23 protein-coding genes and 1 pseudogene are annotated in these 18,083 nt (G+C 38.4%); 4 read left to right on the forward strand and 20 right to left on the reverse strand.

Annotated features, from left to right (window positions below):
* Nucleotides 1-137: 137 nt before the first annotated feature.
* The 5 genes from thpR to MKX73_RS17625 form a co-directional block, all read right to left on the reverse strand.
* Nucleotides 138-704 carry an RNA 2',3'-cyclic phosphodiesterase gene (gene thpR / locus MKX73_RS17605; protein ID WP_340718573.1) on the reverse strand — a complete coding sequence of 189 codons (567 nt, stop codon included), beginning with the start codon at nucleotides 702-704 and terminating at the stop codon, nucleotides 138-140.
* A 160-nt stretch (nucleotides 705-864) separates the two neighbouring features.
* The gene (locus MKX73_RS17610) at nucleotides 865-1,155 is read right to left on the reverse strand and encodes a hypothetical protein (RefSeq protein WP_340718574.1); all 291 of its coding nucleotides are present in this window, start codon (nucleotides 1,153-1,155) and stop codon (nucleotides 865-867) included.
* 107 nt (nucleotides 1,156-1,262) lie between these two features.
* A complete protein-coding gene (locus MKX73_RS17615) occupies nucleotides 1,263-1,634 on the reverse strand; it encodes a hypothetical protein (protein ID WP_340718575.1) in 372 nt (123 codons plus the stop codon).
* Nucleotides 1,631-1,852, reverse strand: coding sequence for a helix-turn-helix transcriptional regulator (locus tag MKX73_RS17620; RefSeq protein WP_340718934.1), 222 nt, complete (start codon nucleotides 1,850-1,852; stop codon nucleotides 1,631-1,633). Before MKX73_RS17620 ends, MKX73_RS17615 begins: the two co-directional genes overlap by 4 nt.
* A 168-nt stretch (nucleotides 1,853-2,020) precedes the next feature.
* Nucleotides 2,021-2,500: a nucleoside deaminase gene (locus MKX73_RS17625; RefSeq protein WP_340718576.1), complete on the reverse strand. Its 480-nt coding sequence runs from the start codon at nucleotides 2,498-2,500 to the stop codon at nucleotides 2,021-2,023.
* A gap of 190 nt (nucleotides 2,501-2,690) precedes the next feature.
* Here MKX73_RS17625 and pdxS point away from each other — a divergent pair, with 190 nt between their 5' ends.
* A complete protein-coding gene (gene pdxS, locus MKX73_RS17630; RefSeq protein ID WP_340718577.1) occupies nucleotides 2,691-3,575 on the forward strand; it encodes a pyridoxal 5'-phosphate synthase lyase subunit PdxS in 885 nt (294 codons plus the stop codon).
* A gap of 1 nt (nucleotide 3,576) precedes the next feature.
* Nucleotides 3,577-4,164 (forward strand): pyridoxal 5'-phosphate synthase glutaminase subunit PdxT, encoded by a 588-nt coding sequence (pdxT, locus tag MKX73_RS17635; RefSeq protein ID WP_340718578.1) that lies wholly within the window; start codon nucleotides 3,577-3,579, stop codon nucleotides 4,162-4,164.
* 43 nt (nucleotides 4,165-4,207) lie between these two features.
* On the opposite strand, the gene MKX73_RS17640 is transcribed toward pdxT, so the two are convergent.
* Nucleotides 4,208-5,461, reverse strand: a complete 1,254-nt coding sequence (locus MKX73_RS17640; RefSeq protein WP_340718579.1) for an S-layer homology domain-containing protein — start codon at nucleotides 5,459-5,461, stop codon at nucleotides 4,208-4,210.
* A 297-nt stretch (nucleotides 5,462-5,758) separates the two neighbouring features.
* Here MKX73_RS17640 and MKX73_RS17645 point away from each other — a divergent pair, with 297 nt between their 5' ends.
* Nucleotides 5,759-6,286, forward strand: coding sequence for a DUF2179 domain-containing protein (locus MKX73_RS17645; protein ID WP_340718580.1), 528 nt, complete (start codon nucleotides 5,759-5,761; stop codon nucleotides 6,284-6,286).
* A gap of 204 nt (nucleotides 6,287-6,490) precedes the next feature.
* Here MKX73_RS17645 and MKX73_RS17650 read toward each other — a convergent pair whose 3' ends face one another.
* The 11 genes and pseudogenes from MKX73_RS17650 to MKX73_RS17700 form a co-directional block, all read right to left on the reverse strand.
* Nucleotides 6,491-7,327, reverse strand: a complete 837-nt coding sequence (locus MKX73_RS17650) for a hypothetical protein (protein WP_340718581.1) — start codon at nucleotides 7,325-7,327, stop codon at nucleotides 6,491-6,493.
* Between the two features lie 30 nt (nucleotides 7,328-7,357).
* Complete coding sequence (locus MKX73_RS17655) at nucleotides 7,358-7,810, reverse strand: GNAT family N-acetyltransferase (RefSeq protein WP_340718582.1); 453 nt, start codon at nucleotides 7,808-7,810, stop codon at nucleotides 7,358-7,360.
* 23 nt (nucleotides 7,811-7,833) lie between these two features.
* The gene (locus tag MKX73_RS17660) at nucleotides 7,834-8,028 is read right to left on the reverse strand and encodes a hypothetical protein (RefSeq protein ID WP_340718583.1); all 195 of its coding nucleotides are present in this window, start codon (nucleotides 8,026-8,028) and stop codon (nucleotides 7,834-7,836) included.
* Between the two features lie 93 nt (nucleotides 8,029-8,121).
* Nucleotides 8,122-8,994, reverse strand: a complete 873-nt coding sequence (locus MKX73_RS17665; RefSeq protein ID WP_340718584.1) for a pirin family protein — start codon at nucleotides 8,992-8,994, stop codon at nucleotides 8,122-8,124.
* A 66-nt stretch (nucleotides 8,995-9,060) separates the two neighbouring features.
* On the reverse strand, nucleotides 9,061-9,483 hold the full coding sequence (locus tag MKX73_RS17670; protein ID WP_340718585.1) for a VOC family protein: 423 nt from the start codon (nucleotides 9,481-9,483) through the stop codon (nucleotides 9,061-9,063).
* 48 nt (nucleotides 9,484-9,531) lie between these two features.
* Nucleotides 9,532-10,005 carry a helix-hairpin-helix domain-containing protein gene (locus MKX73_RS17675; RefSeq protein ID WP_340718586.1) on the reverse strand — a complete coding sequence of 158 codons (474 nt, stop codon included), beginning with the start codon at nucleotides 10,003-10,005 and terminating at the stop codon, nucleotides 9,532-9,534.
* A 128-nt stretch (nucleotides 10,006-10,133) separates the two neighbouring features.
* Nucleotides 10,134-10,631, reverse strand: a complete 498-nt coding sequence (locus MKX73_RS17680) for a GNAT family N-acetyltransferase (RefSeq protein WP_340718587.1) — start codon at nucleotides 10,629-10,631, stop codon at nucleotides 10,134-10,136.
* 261 nt (nucleotides 10,632-10,892) lie between these two features.
* Nucleotides 10,893-11,615 carry a DUF5694 domain-containing protein gene (locus tag MKX73_RS17685; protein WP_340718588.1) on the reverse strand — a complete coding sequence of 241 codons (723 nt, stop codon included), beginning with the start codon at nucleotides 11,613-11,615 and terminating at the stop codon, nucleotides 10,893-10,895.
* Between the two features lie 174 nt (nucleotides 11,616-11,789).
* Nucleotides 11,790-12,466: pseudogene (locus tag MKX73_RS17690) on the reverse strand (hypothetical protein).
* Nucleotides 12,467-12,575: 109 nt separating this feature from the next.
* Entirely contained in the window at nucleotides 12,576-13,010 is a 435-nt protein-coding gene (locus MKX73_RS17695; protein ID WP_340718935.1) for a DMT family transporter, read from the reverse strand.
* Nucleotides 13,011-13,198: 188 nt separating this feature from the next.
* Entirely contained in the window at nucleotides 13,199-13,732 is a 534-nt protein-coding gene (locus MKX73_RS17700; RefSeq protein WP_340718589.1) for a helicase, read from the reverse strand.
* A 191-nt stretch (nucleotides 13,733-13,923) separates the two neighbouring features.
* Between MKX73_RS17700 and MKX73_RS17705 the strand changes: the two genes are divergently transcribed.
* Complete coding sequence (locus tag MKX73_RS17705) at nucleotides 13,924-14,571, forward strand: DUF421 domain-containing protein (protein ID WP_340718590.1); 648 nt, start codon at nucleotides 13,924-13,926, stop codon at nucleotides 14,569-14,571.
* Nucleotides 14,572-14,638: 67 nt separating this feature from the next.
* Here MKX73_RS17705 and MKX73_RS17710 read toward each other — a convergent pair whose 3' ends face one another.
* The 3 genes from MKX73_RS17710 to MKX73_RS17720 form a co-directional block, all read right to left on the reverse strand.
* A complete protein-coding gene (locus tag MKX73_RS17710; protein WP_340718591.1) occupies nucleotides 14,639-15,172 on the reverse strand; it encodes a D-glycero-alpha-D-manno-heptose-1,7-bisphosphate 7-phosphatase in 534 nt (177 codons plus the stop codon).
* A 155-nt stretch (nucleotides 15,173-15,327) separates the two neighbouring features.
* Nucleotides 15,328-16,272, reverse strand: a complete 945-nt coding sequence (locus MKX73_RS17715) for an alpha/beta hydrolase (RefSeq protein ID WP_340718592.1) — start codon at nucleotides 16,270-16,272, stop codon at nucleotides 15,328-15,330.
* Nucleotides 16,273-16,323: 51 nt separating this feature from the next.
* On the reverse strand, nucleotides 16,324-17,970 hold the full coding sequence (locus tag MKX73_RS17720; RefSeq protein WP_340718593.1) for a flavin-containing monooxygenase: 1,647 nt from the start codon (nucleotides 17,968-17,970) through the stop codon (nucleotides 16,324-16,326).
* Between the last annotated feature and the right edge of the window lie 113 nt (nucleotides 17,971-18,083).

Consider the following 18,083-nt stretch of genomic DNA (forward strand, 5'->3'; position numbering starts at 1 on the left):
AAATGGAAGAAAGTTTCAGATTGATGATTGAATCCCCGGCAACTTTACTTCACCATAAATTCAATAATTAAAAACGGGCGCTGATTCTTATTAAAGAATCGCACCCGCGCACCTATACACTATGGAATTGAAGAACATCATACTAATGAAAACGACACAACTGGTTCATATTTCGGTGTATTTTCCACATTTGATTTATATAGGACGATTTCATTTACTTCAAAAGATAAAGGCTTTTCTTTAAATGGGTTTTGTGTGGCTAAGTTGTCCACTATGAAATCTTCATTAGCTCCCCATTTTCGGGCCAATGTAATATGCGGATGATAAGGGCGTGTTTCTAACTTAAAACCTTCATCTAGACAAGTTTGATGAACAATTTCCTGAATTTTATATAAAGCATCTGATTCACTCACTGCCCCCCAAAATATACGAGGTGATTTTTGAGCTCCAAACACACCCAATCCTTTGATATCTAATTTAAAAGTTTTTTGATTCTCTATGGCATCCCCAACCGATTCAATAACGGATGTTAGTTGCTTTGGTTTTACAGTACCAAGGAATGCAAGCGTTATATGATAATCATTTAAATCCACCCATCGCTTAAACTGGAATATTGGTTTAATTCGTGTCAGTTCCTCATAAATGGTTTGTTTTACCTCATCCGGAATCCGAACCGCCCAAAAGTAGTGCGCCACTCTCTCCATATTCTTCACCTCTTCTATAACAGAATTGACATTATTAAAAAAACTAATACAAATACAATGATGATATGTAAAGATATCCAAAATCATTTATAAACTTGTCCGAAGAAAAGTAGAAATTAACAAAAATAAGCGCAGACCCCTGTACAGAATTGCGCTCATACTAGCAGATACTGGCTTCGATCACCTCAATTTCACCATTTTGATTTACGCTGTCTACCCCACGTTCACAGTTTCCTTTTATTTCCCACTCAATGTAGTATTTATTATTTTTTAATTTAACAGATATTATTTCAGTTTTACCATTATGGTTATAGTGATTATCTAAGACCAATAGTTCTGCTTCATCTTCTGTTATGACATTTTGAATAGATGAACAGCCTGCCAATACTAAGACTGCAATTAATAGATGACGTTCAAAATATATTTTCACCGCTTTATGATTTTGTTTCATTCCTTACCCCTTTTTTATATTTCACATAGATTTATGTAGGTCCTAAAAAAATAACGCGTTCTTTTTATTAAACTACGTCTGTTAATTTTCACATATGTAAAGATTCATTAAATCCGTTTCGAATAAAAAATCATCGTTAGAGGAATTGAGGTAACCATAATACAAAATAAAATCGTTAAAACTTCTGATGCAGTTAGAGTTTTAGCTAATGTAATAAATAGCAGTGTGATAGTTGCAAACAGCGTAAAATAGTTAGCTGTCATACTTTTACCTATAATTTCTTTTGTACGCTCATCTTTCGGAAACAAATGTGGCGATAAATAGGCCATCATTAATGAACTAGTTCCCAAGAAAAAGGTCATCATGCCTACTGGAAAATCGCCATTTGCAATATATGGGTAATTAATATATATACTTAATGGAATTATAATAATAGCTAAAAATAAATACCCCAGTTGATTTTTCCGAGCTTCTTTCATTCAATTTCCCCCTCATAAATAAATATATCTTCAATCTTACAATTAAAAATTTCTGCCAATTTAAATGCTAAAATTATCGACGGATTATATTTTTCTTTTTCCAGCGAAATAATAGTTTGTCTAGAGACAGAAAGTTTTTCTGCCAACTGGTCTTGTGTCATACTGCGCTGAGCCCGTAAAACCTTAATATTGTTTTTAATAATAAATCCTCCTAATATGTAAAGTAAGTTTTACTTAAAGTAAAGTTTACTTTACATATTATCAAATTGCAAGTCACCAAAAAGTTATTTCTTCCAATTTCAACTTCAAAATAAAAACAAGCGCCGATTCTTAAAACAGAATCGCGCTCGCTTGGCTTCATATCAACCATCTACATATTTTATTCATCATCTTATTTCGTGAAACTGACGATGAAGTTGATGGACTTCCTCCGCTAGTTCAGGAACAGGACCATCTATAATTGCATCATTAATAACTTCTTGAATGGACAGATTGCGTACACGGGAAGGAGCTTGGCCGAATTCTGCTAGCCACTTTGCCAACTGTTTAGATGAACTTGCATAAACAATCCGCCCTAAACCTACCCAACCATGAGCAGCGGCGCACATCGGACAATGTTCCCCGGAAGTATATACTGTCGCATTGATTCTTTCTTCAGGTTCCATATTATTTGCTGCCCATCGCGCTATCGCAAACTCAGGATGCTGTGTATGGTCACCGCCTGCCACATGATTATGATCCTCAAAAAGCACTTCTCCCTCAGCGGAAACAAGAATTGATCCAAATGGCTCGTCACCTTTCTCTAAGGCAGTTTTTGCTAATTCTACACAACGTTGTAAGTGTTTTAAATCTAAATTATTTATCATATTAGTATCCTCCTTATCCTGTAAGTAGAAACCTTTTCAGCAATCATTATAACAGAACTATCAGATTATTTTAGGTTTATGTTTTGATGTATCACCGTAACTGACCTTATAATTTTATTTAAAATTGACTATTTTAACATGGTCAATTTTCATTATACTAAGAGTTATTACAGGAATGGAGGTTATTTACATGGTACAAGTTGGAACAGATCGAGTAAAACGAGGAATGGCAGAAATGCAAAAGGGGGGCGTTATTATGGATGTCATTAACGCGGAACAAGCAAAAATTGCGGAAGCTACAGGTGCAGTGGCAGTGATGGCGCTGGAACGTGTGCCTTCCGATATTCGGAAAGCTGGCGGTGTTGCCCGTATGGCTGATCCGCGGATTGTGGAGGAAGTGATGAATGCCGTAACGATTCCTGTTATGGCAAAAGCACGAATTGGTCACATTGTAGAAGCACGTGTATTAGAGTCAATGGGTGTGGATTATATCGATGAAAGTGAAGTTTTAACACCGGCTGATGAAGAATTCCATTTACTTAAGAGTGATTATACAGTGCCCTTTGTTTGTGGCTGCCGTGACTTAGGAGAAGCAGCTCGACGTATTGGTGAAGGGGCTTCTATGCTCCGTACGAAAGGTGAACCAGGTACAGGCAACATCGTGGAAGCCGTTCGTCACCTCAGAAAAGTTAACGCTCAGGTTCGCCGTGTTGTCGGAATGAATGTGGATGAATTAATGACCGAAGCCAAAATTTTAGGTGCCCCATTTGAATTACTATTGGAAATTAAACGTTTAGGACGTTTGCCTGTTGTGAATTTTGCCGCAGGTGGTGTGGCAACTCCGGCTGATGCCGCGTTAATGATGGAGCTTGGTGCAGATGGTGTATTTGTTGGCTCCGGTATTTTCAAATCAGAGAATCCCGAAAAATTTGCGCGTGCCATCGTGGAAGCCACAACACATTACACAGACTACAAACTGATTGCTGAAATTTCGAAGGAACTTGGAACACCGATGAAAGGAATTGAAATAGCTACACTGAGTGTTAATGAACGGATGCAGGAGCGTGGCTGGTAATATGGCAAAAATAGGAGTACTTGCATTACAAGGTGCAGTAAAGGAGCATATTCAGCAAATCACACTTCTTGGTCATGATGCTGTTGCAGTAAAAACAAGCGGTGATTTACGCGGTATTGACGGTCTTATTTTGCCTGGTGGAGAAAGTACGACAATCGGTAAAATGTTAGAACGAAATGACTTGTTAGAGCCTATACAAGAATTGGCACAACAAGGCATCCCAATGTTCGGGACATGTGCCGGTCTTATACTATTGGCCAAAAAAATTAAGGATTCCGCTACCCCTCACCTCGGTTTAATGGATGTGGAAGTAGAAAGAAATTCTTTCGGCCGACAAGTAGACAGCTTTGAAGCACCGTTATCTATTCCATCAATTGGTGATGAAATAACTGCCGTTTTTATTCGAGCTCCGCATATTGTATCGGTCGGTGAACATGTCGAAATACTTGCTACATATGAAGAACGAATTGTACTAGCTAGAGAGGGTCAATTTTTAGGCTGCTCTTTTCATCCAGAACTGACCGATGATGTACGTATATTAGAATTTTTTATCGGTATGGTAAATGAATTTATTAAGGTCCCTAGATAGATTAAAAAAGAAGCACAACTGCGTGCTTCTTTTGTTTGCTGGATTATTTGTTCAAGCCTTTTTCATGGATACGATAAATCATAGCTGCCATATGTGCTCTTGTTGTCGGATTATTTGGACCAAACCGGCTGGCGCTATAGCCCGCCATAATTCCTTCCTGTTTCATCGTTTCAATCGCAAGAGATGCCCAAAAGTTTTGATCCACATCTTTAAATGAATTGACACCTTTGTTTGCAGGTCGGCTGTAAAAAACGGCATTATAGAAAATCTGAGCCATTTGCGCCCTTGTTAAATATGTATTTGGTGAAAAACGTCCATCACCGATGCCATTGATGATTTTATGTTGTGCAACTAAACGAATGGAGTCTGATGCCCAAAAGCTTTTTTCCACATCACTGAAGGAAATATCTTTATTTGTTGCAGCCAGCGCTAAAAAGTTACTAATAATCGCAGCGGTTTGAGCTCTTGTAATCGGTTGATTCGGTTTATATGTACCATCAGGATAGCCGGAGAGCCAGCCTTTTTCAGTTAAAAATAAAATCTGTTGTTCGGCCCAATGACCAGTTATGTCTTTTAATTTTCTATCATCAAATTGATATAAATCAAGGTAATCCATGATAGTGCCTACTTTATTTCGATAGTATTCCCCGCCCAGATGAATATAGCCGGCATTGGCTATGTCAAACAAATATTCCTTGGATGCCCGCTCATAACCCCATCCTCTTTTCATTCTTTCTTCATAATTTGTTTTTGCGAACCGATAACGATCGTTTAACAGTAAGTTTCCTGCCAAATAATCGACCGCTTCTTTATAGGTACTGAAAGCCCGATACCAGTTATCCCTTCTTTTACTTTCATCGTATATTTTACGGTCTTGTCCGTAATCTGTTAGTACAGGAACCGGTTCATAATCTTCATCCGGTTGTCCTTTCAGCTGCCAGGCATTCTTCGGATTATATCCCCAAACCTTTATTCCGAAAAGATTATTCGCATTCACCGCTATTCTTGTTGTTCCATAGCCGCTTTCCAGAGCTGCCATTCCAATAATCGCACTCGCTGGAATTCCCCATTTTTCATTTGCATTCATTGCATATGTAGAAATTTCATTAATAAAGTCTTCCTTCATTTTGAGTGAAGGGTATTCGTATGTAGATAGATAGGCATTACTGTTTCTTCCCGATTTTTCATCTTCAAAAGGGAGAGGATTCACACCTTTTGCGCTCGTGGTCAGCGAGCTGCTATTCAAGACTAGTAAAAAAAATAATAATGATAGTAAAGATTTTATTAATTTCGCCAAATTCACAACTCCTAAAATATTCAAATAATAATCTCAGACTCTTCCATCATAGCAGTTTTTTACTAGAAATGGTGTGTGAAACATCATTTAATTATTACTAATTGGTGGTGATATTACCTGACTTTTCCTATGTTAAGTTCCCTTCCCCAAACCAAAAAACATGATTCAATTTTATAACCGTAATGGATTCACCGTACATTTTATAGATTTTAGCCAAATAATTTATAAGAATATAAATTTCATATTAGGGTAGAAGTAGAAAAGTAAAGTAAATTTTTGAATGAAAGAGGGGATTTTATGCAGGAAATAATCCTAATTCTGGTCATACAGCTCGTATACGTGCCGTTAATGACATTGCGAACAATTTTCCTAGTCAAAGATATGAGACTTCTTGCATCAATTTTCGGGTTTTTAGAAGTCCTTATTAACGTATTTGCACTTTCTATCATCTTTAGTGGTGATCAGAACTTTATAGCGATGATTGTATATGCACTCGGTTTTAGTATTGGGATACCGATCGGAACAATGATAGAAAACAAACTGGCTATTGGTTATGTGTCTGTTACAATCAATACACAACAGAAAAATCAGGAACTGATCGACACATTAAGAAACAGCGGTTTTGCCATCACGACATCTGTCAGTGAAGGTCGTGACAGTGAACGTTATAAATATGAGATTCTCGCTAAACGAAACCGGGAAAAAGAATTATTCTCCCTTGTTGAGTCAATTGAACCTAAGGCATTTATCATTTCTTATGAGCCAAAATCATTCAAAGGCGGTTTCTTAGTCGATCGTATGCGTAAATTTAAACTACGACGTTAAAATAAAAATGAGCTGGGACAAAACCCGCCCAAAATCAAAAGCCGTCCAAATTTTACGATTAGTAAAATTTGGACGGCTTTCTTATTGTGTCAACTTCGTAGCCGTTGATCTCCGTTACGGCGGACGCTTTCCTGGGGGCACGGCTCTAGCCTGTAGTCTCTCCCACGTGCTCGCTCCTTTTATGCACCATACTGGTTGTTGATTTTAAATAGTGCGTAACAATGTTTTCATTCTCTCTTCAAAATCAGGATGCCCCCAATAAAGCATTGCGTTTTCGATACTTTCCTCATCCACCAAATGCTTTACTAATAGATAAGCGATATAATAACCAATCCGACTATAGCCGAAAGTTTCACCACCGTTAATCGAAAACCATTCTTTAAATAGTTCTGCAGAAGTACATTGAACTAAATCTTGCTGAAAAACCCTGATTAAGGTATTAGTATTTTCTTCGCAAAATGAAAGCCATTCTCGATCCGGTTGATAAGCAAAATAAATATCCTCGTCTGCATTTACTACTAAAGTGGATAGATAAGTCGCTACGCCCTCTTGCAATAGCCAGGTAAACGGATTAGACCATTGTATATCCTTTGCATCTATCCCGTTATATGTCGTGAAAAGATGATGGACTGCATGGCCAAATTCATGTGCAATGATTACTTTTAGACCCGCCTCATTCGGCTCAAATTTCTCAACACAAAAAGCAATATGAGGATCCATGGAACGGTATGTATAAGCATTCGAACCACCTAGACCGACAAAAATATAAACATCTTTTGAAAATATTATCGGAAATCGCTTTTCGTATTCCTTTGTGATTTCAGGTGTTAGCGATTTTAATTTGTCCGCAATCCAGTTCATTTGCTCAATCCTATTTGGATGCGTTTTTAATGCATTTTCAAGTTTCAGTTCTTTATTGCGGCAATGATGTTCAAAGTAATAACTATAGATTTCAGGATGTTTATTAAAATAATTTTCATAGTACTCTTTTGAAGGTTCATACCGATTCAAAAAAGGACTTGCCAGATCGTATATTTTCATAAGATTTCTCCAATCTTTTAATCATACTTCCTATAACTCTCTCGATAGCCTGATCATATCGGTACACTGGATACCGTTCTCGTAAATTTCTTCCGAGTAATGCTTAACAAAATAGTTATATTCAACTGACACAATTCGAAAACCGTATTTTTGATATAACGCCAATTGCCCAATACTTGAATTTCCCGTACCAATATCAATCGTCTTATACCCATGTGTTTTGGCTACACGAACTGCATCACTGACTAATAATTTTCCGATCCCTTTCCCCTGATGCTCTTCAGCTACTGCTACATTGACAATTTCCACAGTTTTCGGTCTTGTCGGCAACAGGACATAGACGCCAATGATTTGCTCTTCACTTTCAGCTATAAAACAATCGCCCTTAGCTACATAATCTTCCACAAAACTTTTAGAAGGGTCTGCCAGCAGCAATAATTCCATTGGCACTTTTTCGTGTTTCTCCAGCTTTCTAATATACACACTGATCCCCCTTTATTTCTCGCTTAGTTTTGCTTATTGTTATTCTTTTCTAACTCTTTTTCAATATCTTCATTACTTAAGTCAGACTTTAATTCCTCAATCTTATATTTATTTTTAATTAAAATTCCAAGGTCCGAATAATTAATTCCATGCTTTACCGCCAAAAATACAACGATGTAAAGCAAAAAACCTAAAAAGGCAAATGATAATAATTCCATGTAATCCTCTCCATATATTAAAAATTTTACCATAAATAAAAAACCAGATGGCTCAATTCCATCTGGTTCAGAGTAATGACCGCTATTTAGTTATTACTTTCTTACAGCAGGTGGGCCAAATTTTCCTAGCTGCAGATCACGGAATGCTTCTCTGATTTCTTCTCTTGTATTCATTACAAACGGCCCCCCTAGCGCGATTTCTTCTCGAATTGGGACACCTGAATAAATCAAAACTTTAGCCCGTTTTGCTGCTGTAATTTTTAACTCGCTTGAATTGGCTTCAGAACCATTTTCATTAAATGAAATCGTAGCCGCTCCTGTTTTCGCTATTTTTGTCCTGCTTTCCCCAAATTCCATCTCTCCTGCCAGCATAAACAGAAATGAATTATGGTTTTCGGGTAAAACATGCGTATACTCAGCACCTTCACGAAGCGTAATTTCGGTCATCGTAATCGGAACTAAACTTTGCATAGGTCCTGTCACACCTGCAATATCCCCTGAATAAACCCGGATATATCCACCATCGATATTAACTACCGGTGCATCTTCGACAAAAATATTTTGATAAGACGTTTCTGTATGTTTTAAACTTTTAGGCAGGTTCAGCCATAGCTGCAATGTATGAATCAAGTCGTCCTCGAACGCTTCTTCTGCATGTCGAGCTGCCCAGCCGGCATTCATATATTGAACATCCCCGGCATTTAAAATGCTGTAACCGCCTGCATTATCAATATGTTCCAGTCTGCCATCCACAACATATGTTACAGTCTGAAAGCCGCGGTGCGGATGATCAGAGAAAACGCCGCGCTTATACCAATCTTCTGCCATTAAAATGAAAGGATCGAATTCCTTGTTCCGTTCAGGGTGAAGAATGAATCCTTGTTGGACATGGGGATAGCCATTTTTATTGTACTCCGGATACCAAAAACTTTTAATATCTCTTTGAAAAGCTGCATTCGTTGCCAATTCTATTCCTCCCGCCAAAATTACTATGAAAATGTACGATTAACGTCGAAAACTTCCAATTAAAGTTTATCCCATTTTCTCGGCTAACTCTAAAATTATGCCTTCCGGTCCCTGAACAAAGCATAATTTATAAATATTATTGTAGTTTTGGATTTCACTAATAATTTCTGCGCCTTTCTTTTTCAACTTATCAACGACCGTTTCAATATCATCTACAGCAAAGGCAATATGATTTTTTGAAGACTGCTGAATACTTTCTATTTCTGTGTCTGTATGGAACTTGACGAGCTCCAAATTTGCCTGGCCATCCGGCATTCCTAAAAGGACAATCGTTGCTTTCACATCAGTTAGACCGATGATTCGCTCTGCCCATTTCCCGTCCACTTCCGCTTCACCAAGTACGTCCAGCCCAAATTCAATGAAAAACTGTTTAACCGCGGTAAGATCGTTTACTATAATCCCTACATGATCTATTTTGTGAATTTTCATATTTAGTCCCCCCTCGCTCTAGTAATAGATTTTTTATATACCTCTCAATTAGCTTTTCGTTTTCTTTTCATGCCAAGGTGTCGTTGGCCTTGAATCAGGATATCCATTTATTTCCCGATATCGTTTCCGTTCATCCGTAAAATGCCACCAACTTTTTTCGCTGTCTGAATGGTTAGCATGATATACGATACATCTTAACGAATCCTCTACACACGGGTCTTCCCAATAACCGAAGTGCTCCTCCAATCGATTTGTTAAATCAGCACCATCTTCGTTTTTCAATTCTTCCAAAGAATAATAACCCAATTCCGTAACCCATTGAGCCAACTTCGGTCCGATTGAAGGGATCGCCTGGAATTGAGCTAGTCCACGGAGATAGTTAGCACGTTCGTAAGTTGATTGTAAGCATGCAGTTAATTGTTGTATATCCATTTGAGCGATTTCATTTAATTTCACTTTGCACTTTCTTAAATTGATTCTTTCTTCGGATGTTAAAGGAAGCTTTGGAGAGGGTTTTTTCATCTCGATTTCACCTAACTTATACTCAATTTATCTTTCAATTATTTACTTACATCTACAATATATAACAAAAACCGGGCCAAAAAATATTTAAAAGGAGGATTTCCCGTACATTGAAATCCTCCCAAAACTTAACCCATATTGTCCTGCAGTTTGACCATGTTATACCAACTGACTCCGCCATGCTGGGATTCAGAAGTACCTTCGTTTACAAATCCGAGCTTTTCATAAAAAGAAACCAATTCCTGTCTGCATGTTAACGTAATTCCTTGTCGCCCATTTTCTTTTACAAGCTGCTCCAGTTGATTGATCAACATCCGGGCAATTCCTTGATTTCTTGTCTTTTTAGAAACAGCTACGCCTAATATACTCTGGTAGCCTCCCTTTTTAGGATTTTCATTTATTTGTTCAAAAAGGTCATCCGTTATGTATCGTTGAGAAATTACCGGGCCGTTAATATAGCCAATAATCTCTCCATCTTTTTCGGCGACAATAAATGTATCCGCGATCAGCTGAATTCTCTCCACAAAGGCTTCCCTTGTGGCAGCCTCTTCTTTTGTAAAACCTTCATTTTCAATGATGATCAGCTCTTCTAAATCTGTTTGTTGCACATTTCGTAATGTAATCATGTTGTAACCAACTCCCCAATCCAGCCATTTACTTTTCTTCTAACTTTCTTTCGAGTGCCTCCACTCGTTTTTCCAATGTATACAGCTCGACTTTTAACGCTGTATCCCTTTTATTTGTGGATCTTAATGTCGATTTAAATAGTCTGTTAAAACTCCAATAGGCGATTAACAAGCACGCTGAGATTATAAATAATATAATTAAAACTCCCAGTATATTTTCTAAAATAATCGGTTCACTCCTTTAACCCGTTCGAATCTATATTATTCCGACCAATCTCCGTACTGAATGACTTTAATTGTTTTATCATCCTCCAACTGTTGTTTAAGCAGGTAGTTATGGCCGCTCCCATATAAAATAACCGCTCTTTTTGTTTCAGGAAGAATAGATTTTTTTATATTACGGACGATTTTTAAATTTCGGTAATACCAGTATTTCGTTACCCAATCAAATCCAATTTCATCGTCGAGCTGCATTAAATCCAGGTAGACCTGATGATCATTTACTGTGTATTCATGTGAATTAATATATTTGTACAGTTCGATGATATCCCCTTGCTGAATTATAGAAGAGAGCTTCCCGATTACCATTTGTATACGGTTCATTATTTCATTAAATTCTGTTTTCGATTGCCCTTCTGCAATGAGACCTAAATCGATGGATTCCTCCGGCTGCTCGTTCCAATCCACAGCATAAATGGTATTATGCCCAAGCATTTTTGCTAACCGGAATCCAATTTGAAAAATCTCATTTCCTTTAAAACCTTCATTTATTTCTTCCACTTCTTGCGAGCGATAAATTGAAGTCAGCTGTTCCTGTAAATGAAATGGATATTCTACAAATACTTGATCCGCTTGAAATTTTGCCAGATCACCAGCCAACTTTTCGAAATCGCTATCACCATATTTACTTTTATCCTTTTCCGATAATGTGTTCAAGTCTGAAGTATCGCTCAGGTGAAACGTTCCAACTAATAGAATTTCCATAGTAAAGCTCCTTTTTATATATAATCATCGGCATCAGAATTCTCCTTAATAGATTATTCTTCGCCCTTGCCTCAGTCTTCAAATCGAACAAATAATCCCCACTAAATTTTAACATAAATTTTCCAGGTAATAAAAAAAGCGCTGATCTTTTGAGATACGCGCTCGTCAATATTTTTAATTAATTTTTTCTTTTAGATCTAATTCTTTTACAATAGAAGTGACGAATGTTTTTAAAGGATTTATGATTGAACTACCTGTCTTGCTTCAACAACCTGAGCAGCATCCACCATCGATAACTGAGCAACAGAAATTATTTTATCATCGTTAATAAGTTGTTCTAATATCTTTGTTACTTTCTCATTGTATTCTTCTTTACGTCCCTGCATAATCAATTCAAACGTATTGTCTAGAACAACAACCTCGATGTCTAATGTTTTTTGGTAAGTATCAGCATATTGTTTTAGACGTTCCATTGTCCCTTCAACGGTTGCAGGATTGGTAAAAAGTACAGTCTGGGGTTGGGGTATATTACAGATGAAATTAAAGAATGGTTCATCCAATTTTATAATTGGTACTGATATGGATAGTTGGTCTTCCTGTAAAATGGCAATATAGTTTGTACAAGTAATTAAAATAGCATCCATATTTGATTGGGCAATCCATTCTAACTGCTCTTTCACTTTCTGCTGTGCATCTGCCTCATGGAAATTCCGATCTGAAGTTAATCGATCCACTAATCCCGGATCCACAAAATGGACAAATTCGATGTTAAATGGAGCAAGTGCTTTTTCTATGTATTCAATATTGGAATAATGGGCGTGTAGGCAACCTAGTCTTTTTTTCAAATTCATTCCACCTGTAATTTATTTCTAATTATTCTATCAGTTTGTGAATACAGCTGTCTATTTAAATAAAAAACAAAATCAGCCTGAAAATACCAAGCTGATTTACGCCATTTGTTTAAGCTTTATTAAACATATAAATTCCGATAAACATTAATCCAAGCGCAATGAATTTAGTCGGATTCATTGGATAGGCAACCCCGCCAAAAAGTCCAAAATGATCAATAATTGCACCTACTAAAATCTGACCCATGATGACTGCCATAAAGGTAGCGGCAACTCCGATTAAATTTACGGAAAAGATACTGATGACAATAAAGAATGCGCCCAATAATCCTCCGATTAATTGCCATTTGGGAACAGTAAATACATTTAACAAATTTCCCTTTCCGAAAAAGAAAGCTACGAAAAACAACGCAAGCGCGCCTACCATGAAAGAAACAGTTGCGCTTTCCAATAGACCTACTTTTTTACTTAACAAGGCATTGATTTGACTCTGTACCGCAACGGCAGAACCGCCGACCAATGCTAATAAAGCAATTATCAATTTCATCATCAACAGTTCCTCCAATATGAATACCGCGACACAACGATTTTATATGATGAAGATCATGTTCCGTTCCACTATAAAGTACCCTTCAAAATGGACGATTTAAATCTGCGGAACGTAAACCGCACCTTTACTTTGAGGAAGCCCTCCCCCAGACTTACTCACCCGGTTTCCTGTTTTGTCTGTAGTATTTAATCCTCTTTGACTAATTTAAAAATAAATCGGTTATCGGGATTCCACACATGCAAGTTGTCAGCCACATATCCGCGCAACCGTAAAATTCCGTCAACTTTTCTAATATAAAACCCTTTAGGAAAACTATCTTCATCACTTATTAATTCCGAAGCGATGGTGAGCGATCCCGAAGGTGCCTCATTTTTTTGTGAAAGATTCTCTGCATCCCCCTCATCTTGCTCTACATATTCAAGTCGTAAATAGGGCCCTAGTTCCGGCGGACATAACTGCAAACCAAGGTTGTTTGCCTGATTATAAATTTCAGGTAATGTTGCGCCATTCGGAAAGCCAAGATCCCTAACCGATAGTTCAACTACTTCCACGCTATATCTTGTCTCGGAAGTCGTAAACCGGTCGTCATTTAATAATTTCTCTCCGTATAGATTCAATAAAATAGAACTCTGATGCAGCTTTTGGATAAGATCGGCCTTCGACAGCCCTCCTACGGCAACCGTTTTTGTAATAACAGGACAATCAGGATATATTTGCATTTCTTTTCCTCCTCATCGCTTCGATCGGTTATTTTTCGCAAGATCATATCGCCGAACCTCTACTATTCATTTCTATTTAACTCATAAATACTCCTTCATCCCTTTTAAAAACAGTGAATGCCTAGTGATTTATGACCAGCTTAAATTGGTTGACTCCAGGGTATTCAATGATTAATAGGAGAGTGAAAAGAATGATTACGGCTATAACTATTAAGATTATTGCTGGGTTTATCGCACTTATGGTTGTTATCCGCTTTATCGGAAAAAAAGAGCTTACTGAAGTAACCCCATTCGATTTTGTATTTATCGTCATACTCGGTGGAACGCTGGAAGAAGGGGTCTACGATGAAAAAGTGAAGATTTGGGATGTCCTTTATACGATTGGGCTCTGGACTGCGCTGTATCTTTTAACTGATTTTCTTGTCAGGAAATTTGAAAAGCTTCGCCCGATTATTAAAGGAGAACCGTCTTTTCTCGTAAATAATGGCAGATTGGATATTAAAGAATTAGAGAAAAATAAAATGGAATCCGAACAGCTACGTTCCTTGCTACGGATGCAAGGAGTTTTTTCAGTTAGGGAAGTAAAATATGCCATTCTGGAACCGGGCGGGCAAATCAGCGTATTGAAAAAGGATGCATCCGGCGATGACACAGATGGAGTGCTTACCCATTTGCTTGTCGATGAAGGGCGGATTGAAGAAAGAATTCTGGCACAAATCGGGAAAGATAAGCAATGGATCATTCATCAATTAAAAGAAGAAGGCTACGAGGATATCAAGAAAATTTATTATGGGGAATGGTCTGAGGAAAACGGATTTTATATTCAGACTTATGATTAATTATTTAATTGGAGTATAATAATTTGGCTCGGTTCCGAATAGTGGAACCGAGCCTGTTTTCAGTCATTCATCTAATTTCTTTATGATCACGAATAATCCATTGTGCTGCTTCTTTTAAATTTGGAAATACTGCATCTGCCAATGGATCACGATCGCCAATAAAAACGGTTCTTGTCCCGGCTTTTTTCCCGGCCTGTATATCTGTGTCCGTATCACCGACCATATAGGATTTTTCCAGGTCAATGTTATACTTCTCAGCCAGATCCTGAATCATTTTGCTGTTTGGTTTCCGGCATTCACATCCGGCCTTTGGTTTATGCGGACAATACGCAACCTCATGAACCGTTGCCCCCTTTTTCTTCAGTTCGGCTACCATGTGGTCATGAACTTTCTGTAACTGCTTTTCCTTCATATAACCTAAACCAATGCCGCCTTGATTCGTTACGACAAATACATAATCAAAATAGTCATTTAAATTTTTTATCGCTTCTTCTGCACCAGGTAAAAAATAGAATTGTTTCGGCTCGTTAACAAATTTCACTCGCTTCGTCAGCACTTCGTTTATTACGCCGTCCCGATCTAAAAATACTGCCCTCTTCAATCCAACCACACCTTTAATTTTTAATCTTACTTATAGTATGTTAAAAATTATCGGCTTTAAGCAGTTTAATTTCACATCGTGTGCTTGCCTGACGTTTTGAACTTTTAATACGAAAAGTGCTGGACTCGTAAAGAGCCCAGCACTGCAGTTAGTTTTTATAAAACTTTTTCTTCCTTAGTGAATGCGCGTTTTAACGCTTCTGCCGCTTGATTCACAGCTTGCATCCCTTGTTCTAAAGTACCTGGCATCCAGAAGAAGCCATGAATCATGCCATTATAGCGAGTTGCTTCTACTTGCACACCCGCTTCTTTCAGACGTTGGGCATAGGCCTCTCCTTCATCACGTAATGGATCGAATTCCGCTGTAATAACAAGTGCAGGCGGTAAGCTGCTTAATTCCGCAGCAAGCAGCGGTGAAGCATACGGATTTTTCCCGTCTTCTGCATCACGTAAATAATGATCCCAGAACCAGACCATGCTATTTTTTGTTAACAGATAGCCATCAGCATTGTCGCTATATGACACTGTTTCATAGGAGTGGTTCGTAACAGGATAGATTAATAACTGGTACGCTAATTCAAATTCATTGTTGTCACGGGACATTAAAGCAACGACCGCTGCCAGATTGCCCCCGGCACTGTCACCGCCAACCGCTACACGGCTAGGGTCAACCTGAATGGATGAACCATTTTCAACTACCCATTTTGCAGCAGCGTATGCATCATCAGCAGCTGCCGGAAACTTATGCTCGGGTGCCAATCGGTAATCCACGGATACGACAACACAGTTTGCACGATTCGTTAACAGACGGCATGGAACATCCACCGTATCAAGATCTCCAATTACCCAGCCGCCACCGTGGTAAAAAACGAGCGCCGGAAAAGGACCATCACCCTCTGGTGTATAAATACGAACCGGAATTTCACCCTCTGGTCCTGGAATTGTACGATTTTCCACCTTGCCCACAGTTTCAGGAGTTCCAGCTAATGCACTGAAATCTGTTGTTAATCTTGCTTCCTCCGGGCTTAGTGAACTCATCGGTGGAGCGCCCGCTGCCGCCATTTGTTCTAAAAGAAACTTCGCTTGAGAATCAAGTGCCATATTTATAATTCCTCCTAATAGAATAATAGATTTTAATTATTAATACCGTTTTTAAATTACTTTATTTGCTTTGCCAGTATCTAAAGTAAATCCATCATAGCCATTTACCGCTACATCATCGCAGATTTTACGGTACTCATGATATCCGCCTACATAGATCGGGAAACCTTTTGCCTTCCCTTCAATATTGGCACCTGTATACCAGGATTCTGTCTTCGTATAAAGTGTTGAATCTGCCAGTTCTTTACAATGCTGACTCCACTTTTCCTCTGCTTCTGGCTTTGCTTCCAATACTTCGATCTGATTGTTCTGTAAATGTTCGATACAATCCATTACCCACTCTACATGCTGTTCGATCGCTGCAGGCATATTCCCTAAAACAGAAGGACTTTCAGGACCCGTAAGCATAAATAGATTCGGGAATCCTGCTGTCGTTAATCCGAGATATGTTTTCGTATTCGCACCATCTTGCCACTTTTCTTTTAAAGCCACATCATCACGGCCTCTAATGTCGATTTTAAACAACGACCCTGTCATTCCATCGAAGCCAGTAGCAAACACAATCACATCGAGCTCGTACTCACCATCTTCTGTACGGATGCCCTTCGATGTAATTTCTTCGATCGGTGCTTTCTTTATATCTACTAAACTTACATTTTCGCGGTTATATGTTTCAAAGTAATCTGTATCAATAATCGCTCGCTTTGTACCGTAATAATGATCCGGTAATAATTTTTCAGCTGTTTCCGGATCCTTTACGATCTCTCGGATTTTCGAGCGTACAAATTCCGCAACAAGCACGTTGCCTTCCTCATTTATAAGAAGGTCATTATAGGCGGCTAGAACAGCCCATCCTCCCTTTTCCCAAGCCGCTTCAAGCACTTCTCGGCGTTGTTCAGGCGTGTGGTCCAATACGGAATTTTCTCCGTATGTCATGGCCATACCCCCTACGGAATTGCGCATCAGTGCTCTCATGTTGTGGTAGTTTTCTTTTGATTTTTCCAGAAACTCAGCCGTATAAGGGTAGTTTTTTGCCGGAACACTATATTGCGGTGTACGTTGGAAAACCGTCAGATGTTCTGCTTCTTTCGCAATAACCGGTATTGACTGAATACCGCTTGAACCAGTTCCGACCACACCGACTCGTTTGCCTGAGAAATCTACCTTTTCATGCGGCCAATGACCCGTATGATAAATCTCACCTTTAAAGTTATCCATTCCTTTAATGTTTGGAATGTTAGCTGTCGATATACAGCCTACACCTGTGATGAAGTATTTTGCTGATACTTGGTCACCTTGATCAGTTTGTATATTCCATCTATTTGTTTCTTCATCAAAACTTGCTGAGGTAACACGCGTATTGAATTGAATACCGGGACGCAGGTCAAATTTATCCGCCACGAAATTCAAGTACTTCAATATTTCAGGCTGCTCAGGGAATCGGGAAGACCAGGACCATTCTTTATACAGCTCTTCCGAGAAAGTATAGTTATAGCAAATACTTTCCGAGTCACAACGTGCACCCGGATATCGGTTCCAGTACCATGTACCGCCAACACCGCCTCCTGTTTCGTACACTTTTGTAGATAGACCTGCTTCCCTTAACCGGTAAAGCATGTACAATCCTGAAAAGCCTGCCCCAATAACAACCGCATCAACATGAACTGTTTCTCCTTGATGTTCATTAGTGATTTTCATCTGTTACCTCCTTCGATTATGAACAAAACTTTTAGCAAGAATAGTAACGCATAATTACTATCTCTATTATTTAATCTATGAATACGGTTACACACTTAGACCTAAATATTATT

This window comes from Solibacillus sp. FSL W7-1436 (assembly GCF_038007305.1).
Lineage (GTDB): Bacteria > Bacillota > Bacilli > Bacillales_A > Planococcaceae > Solibacillus.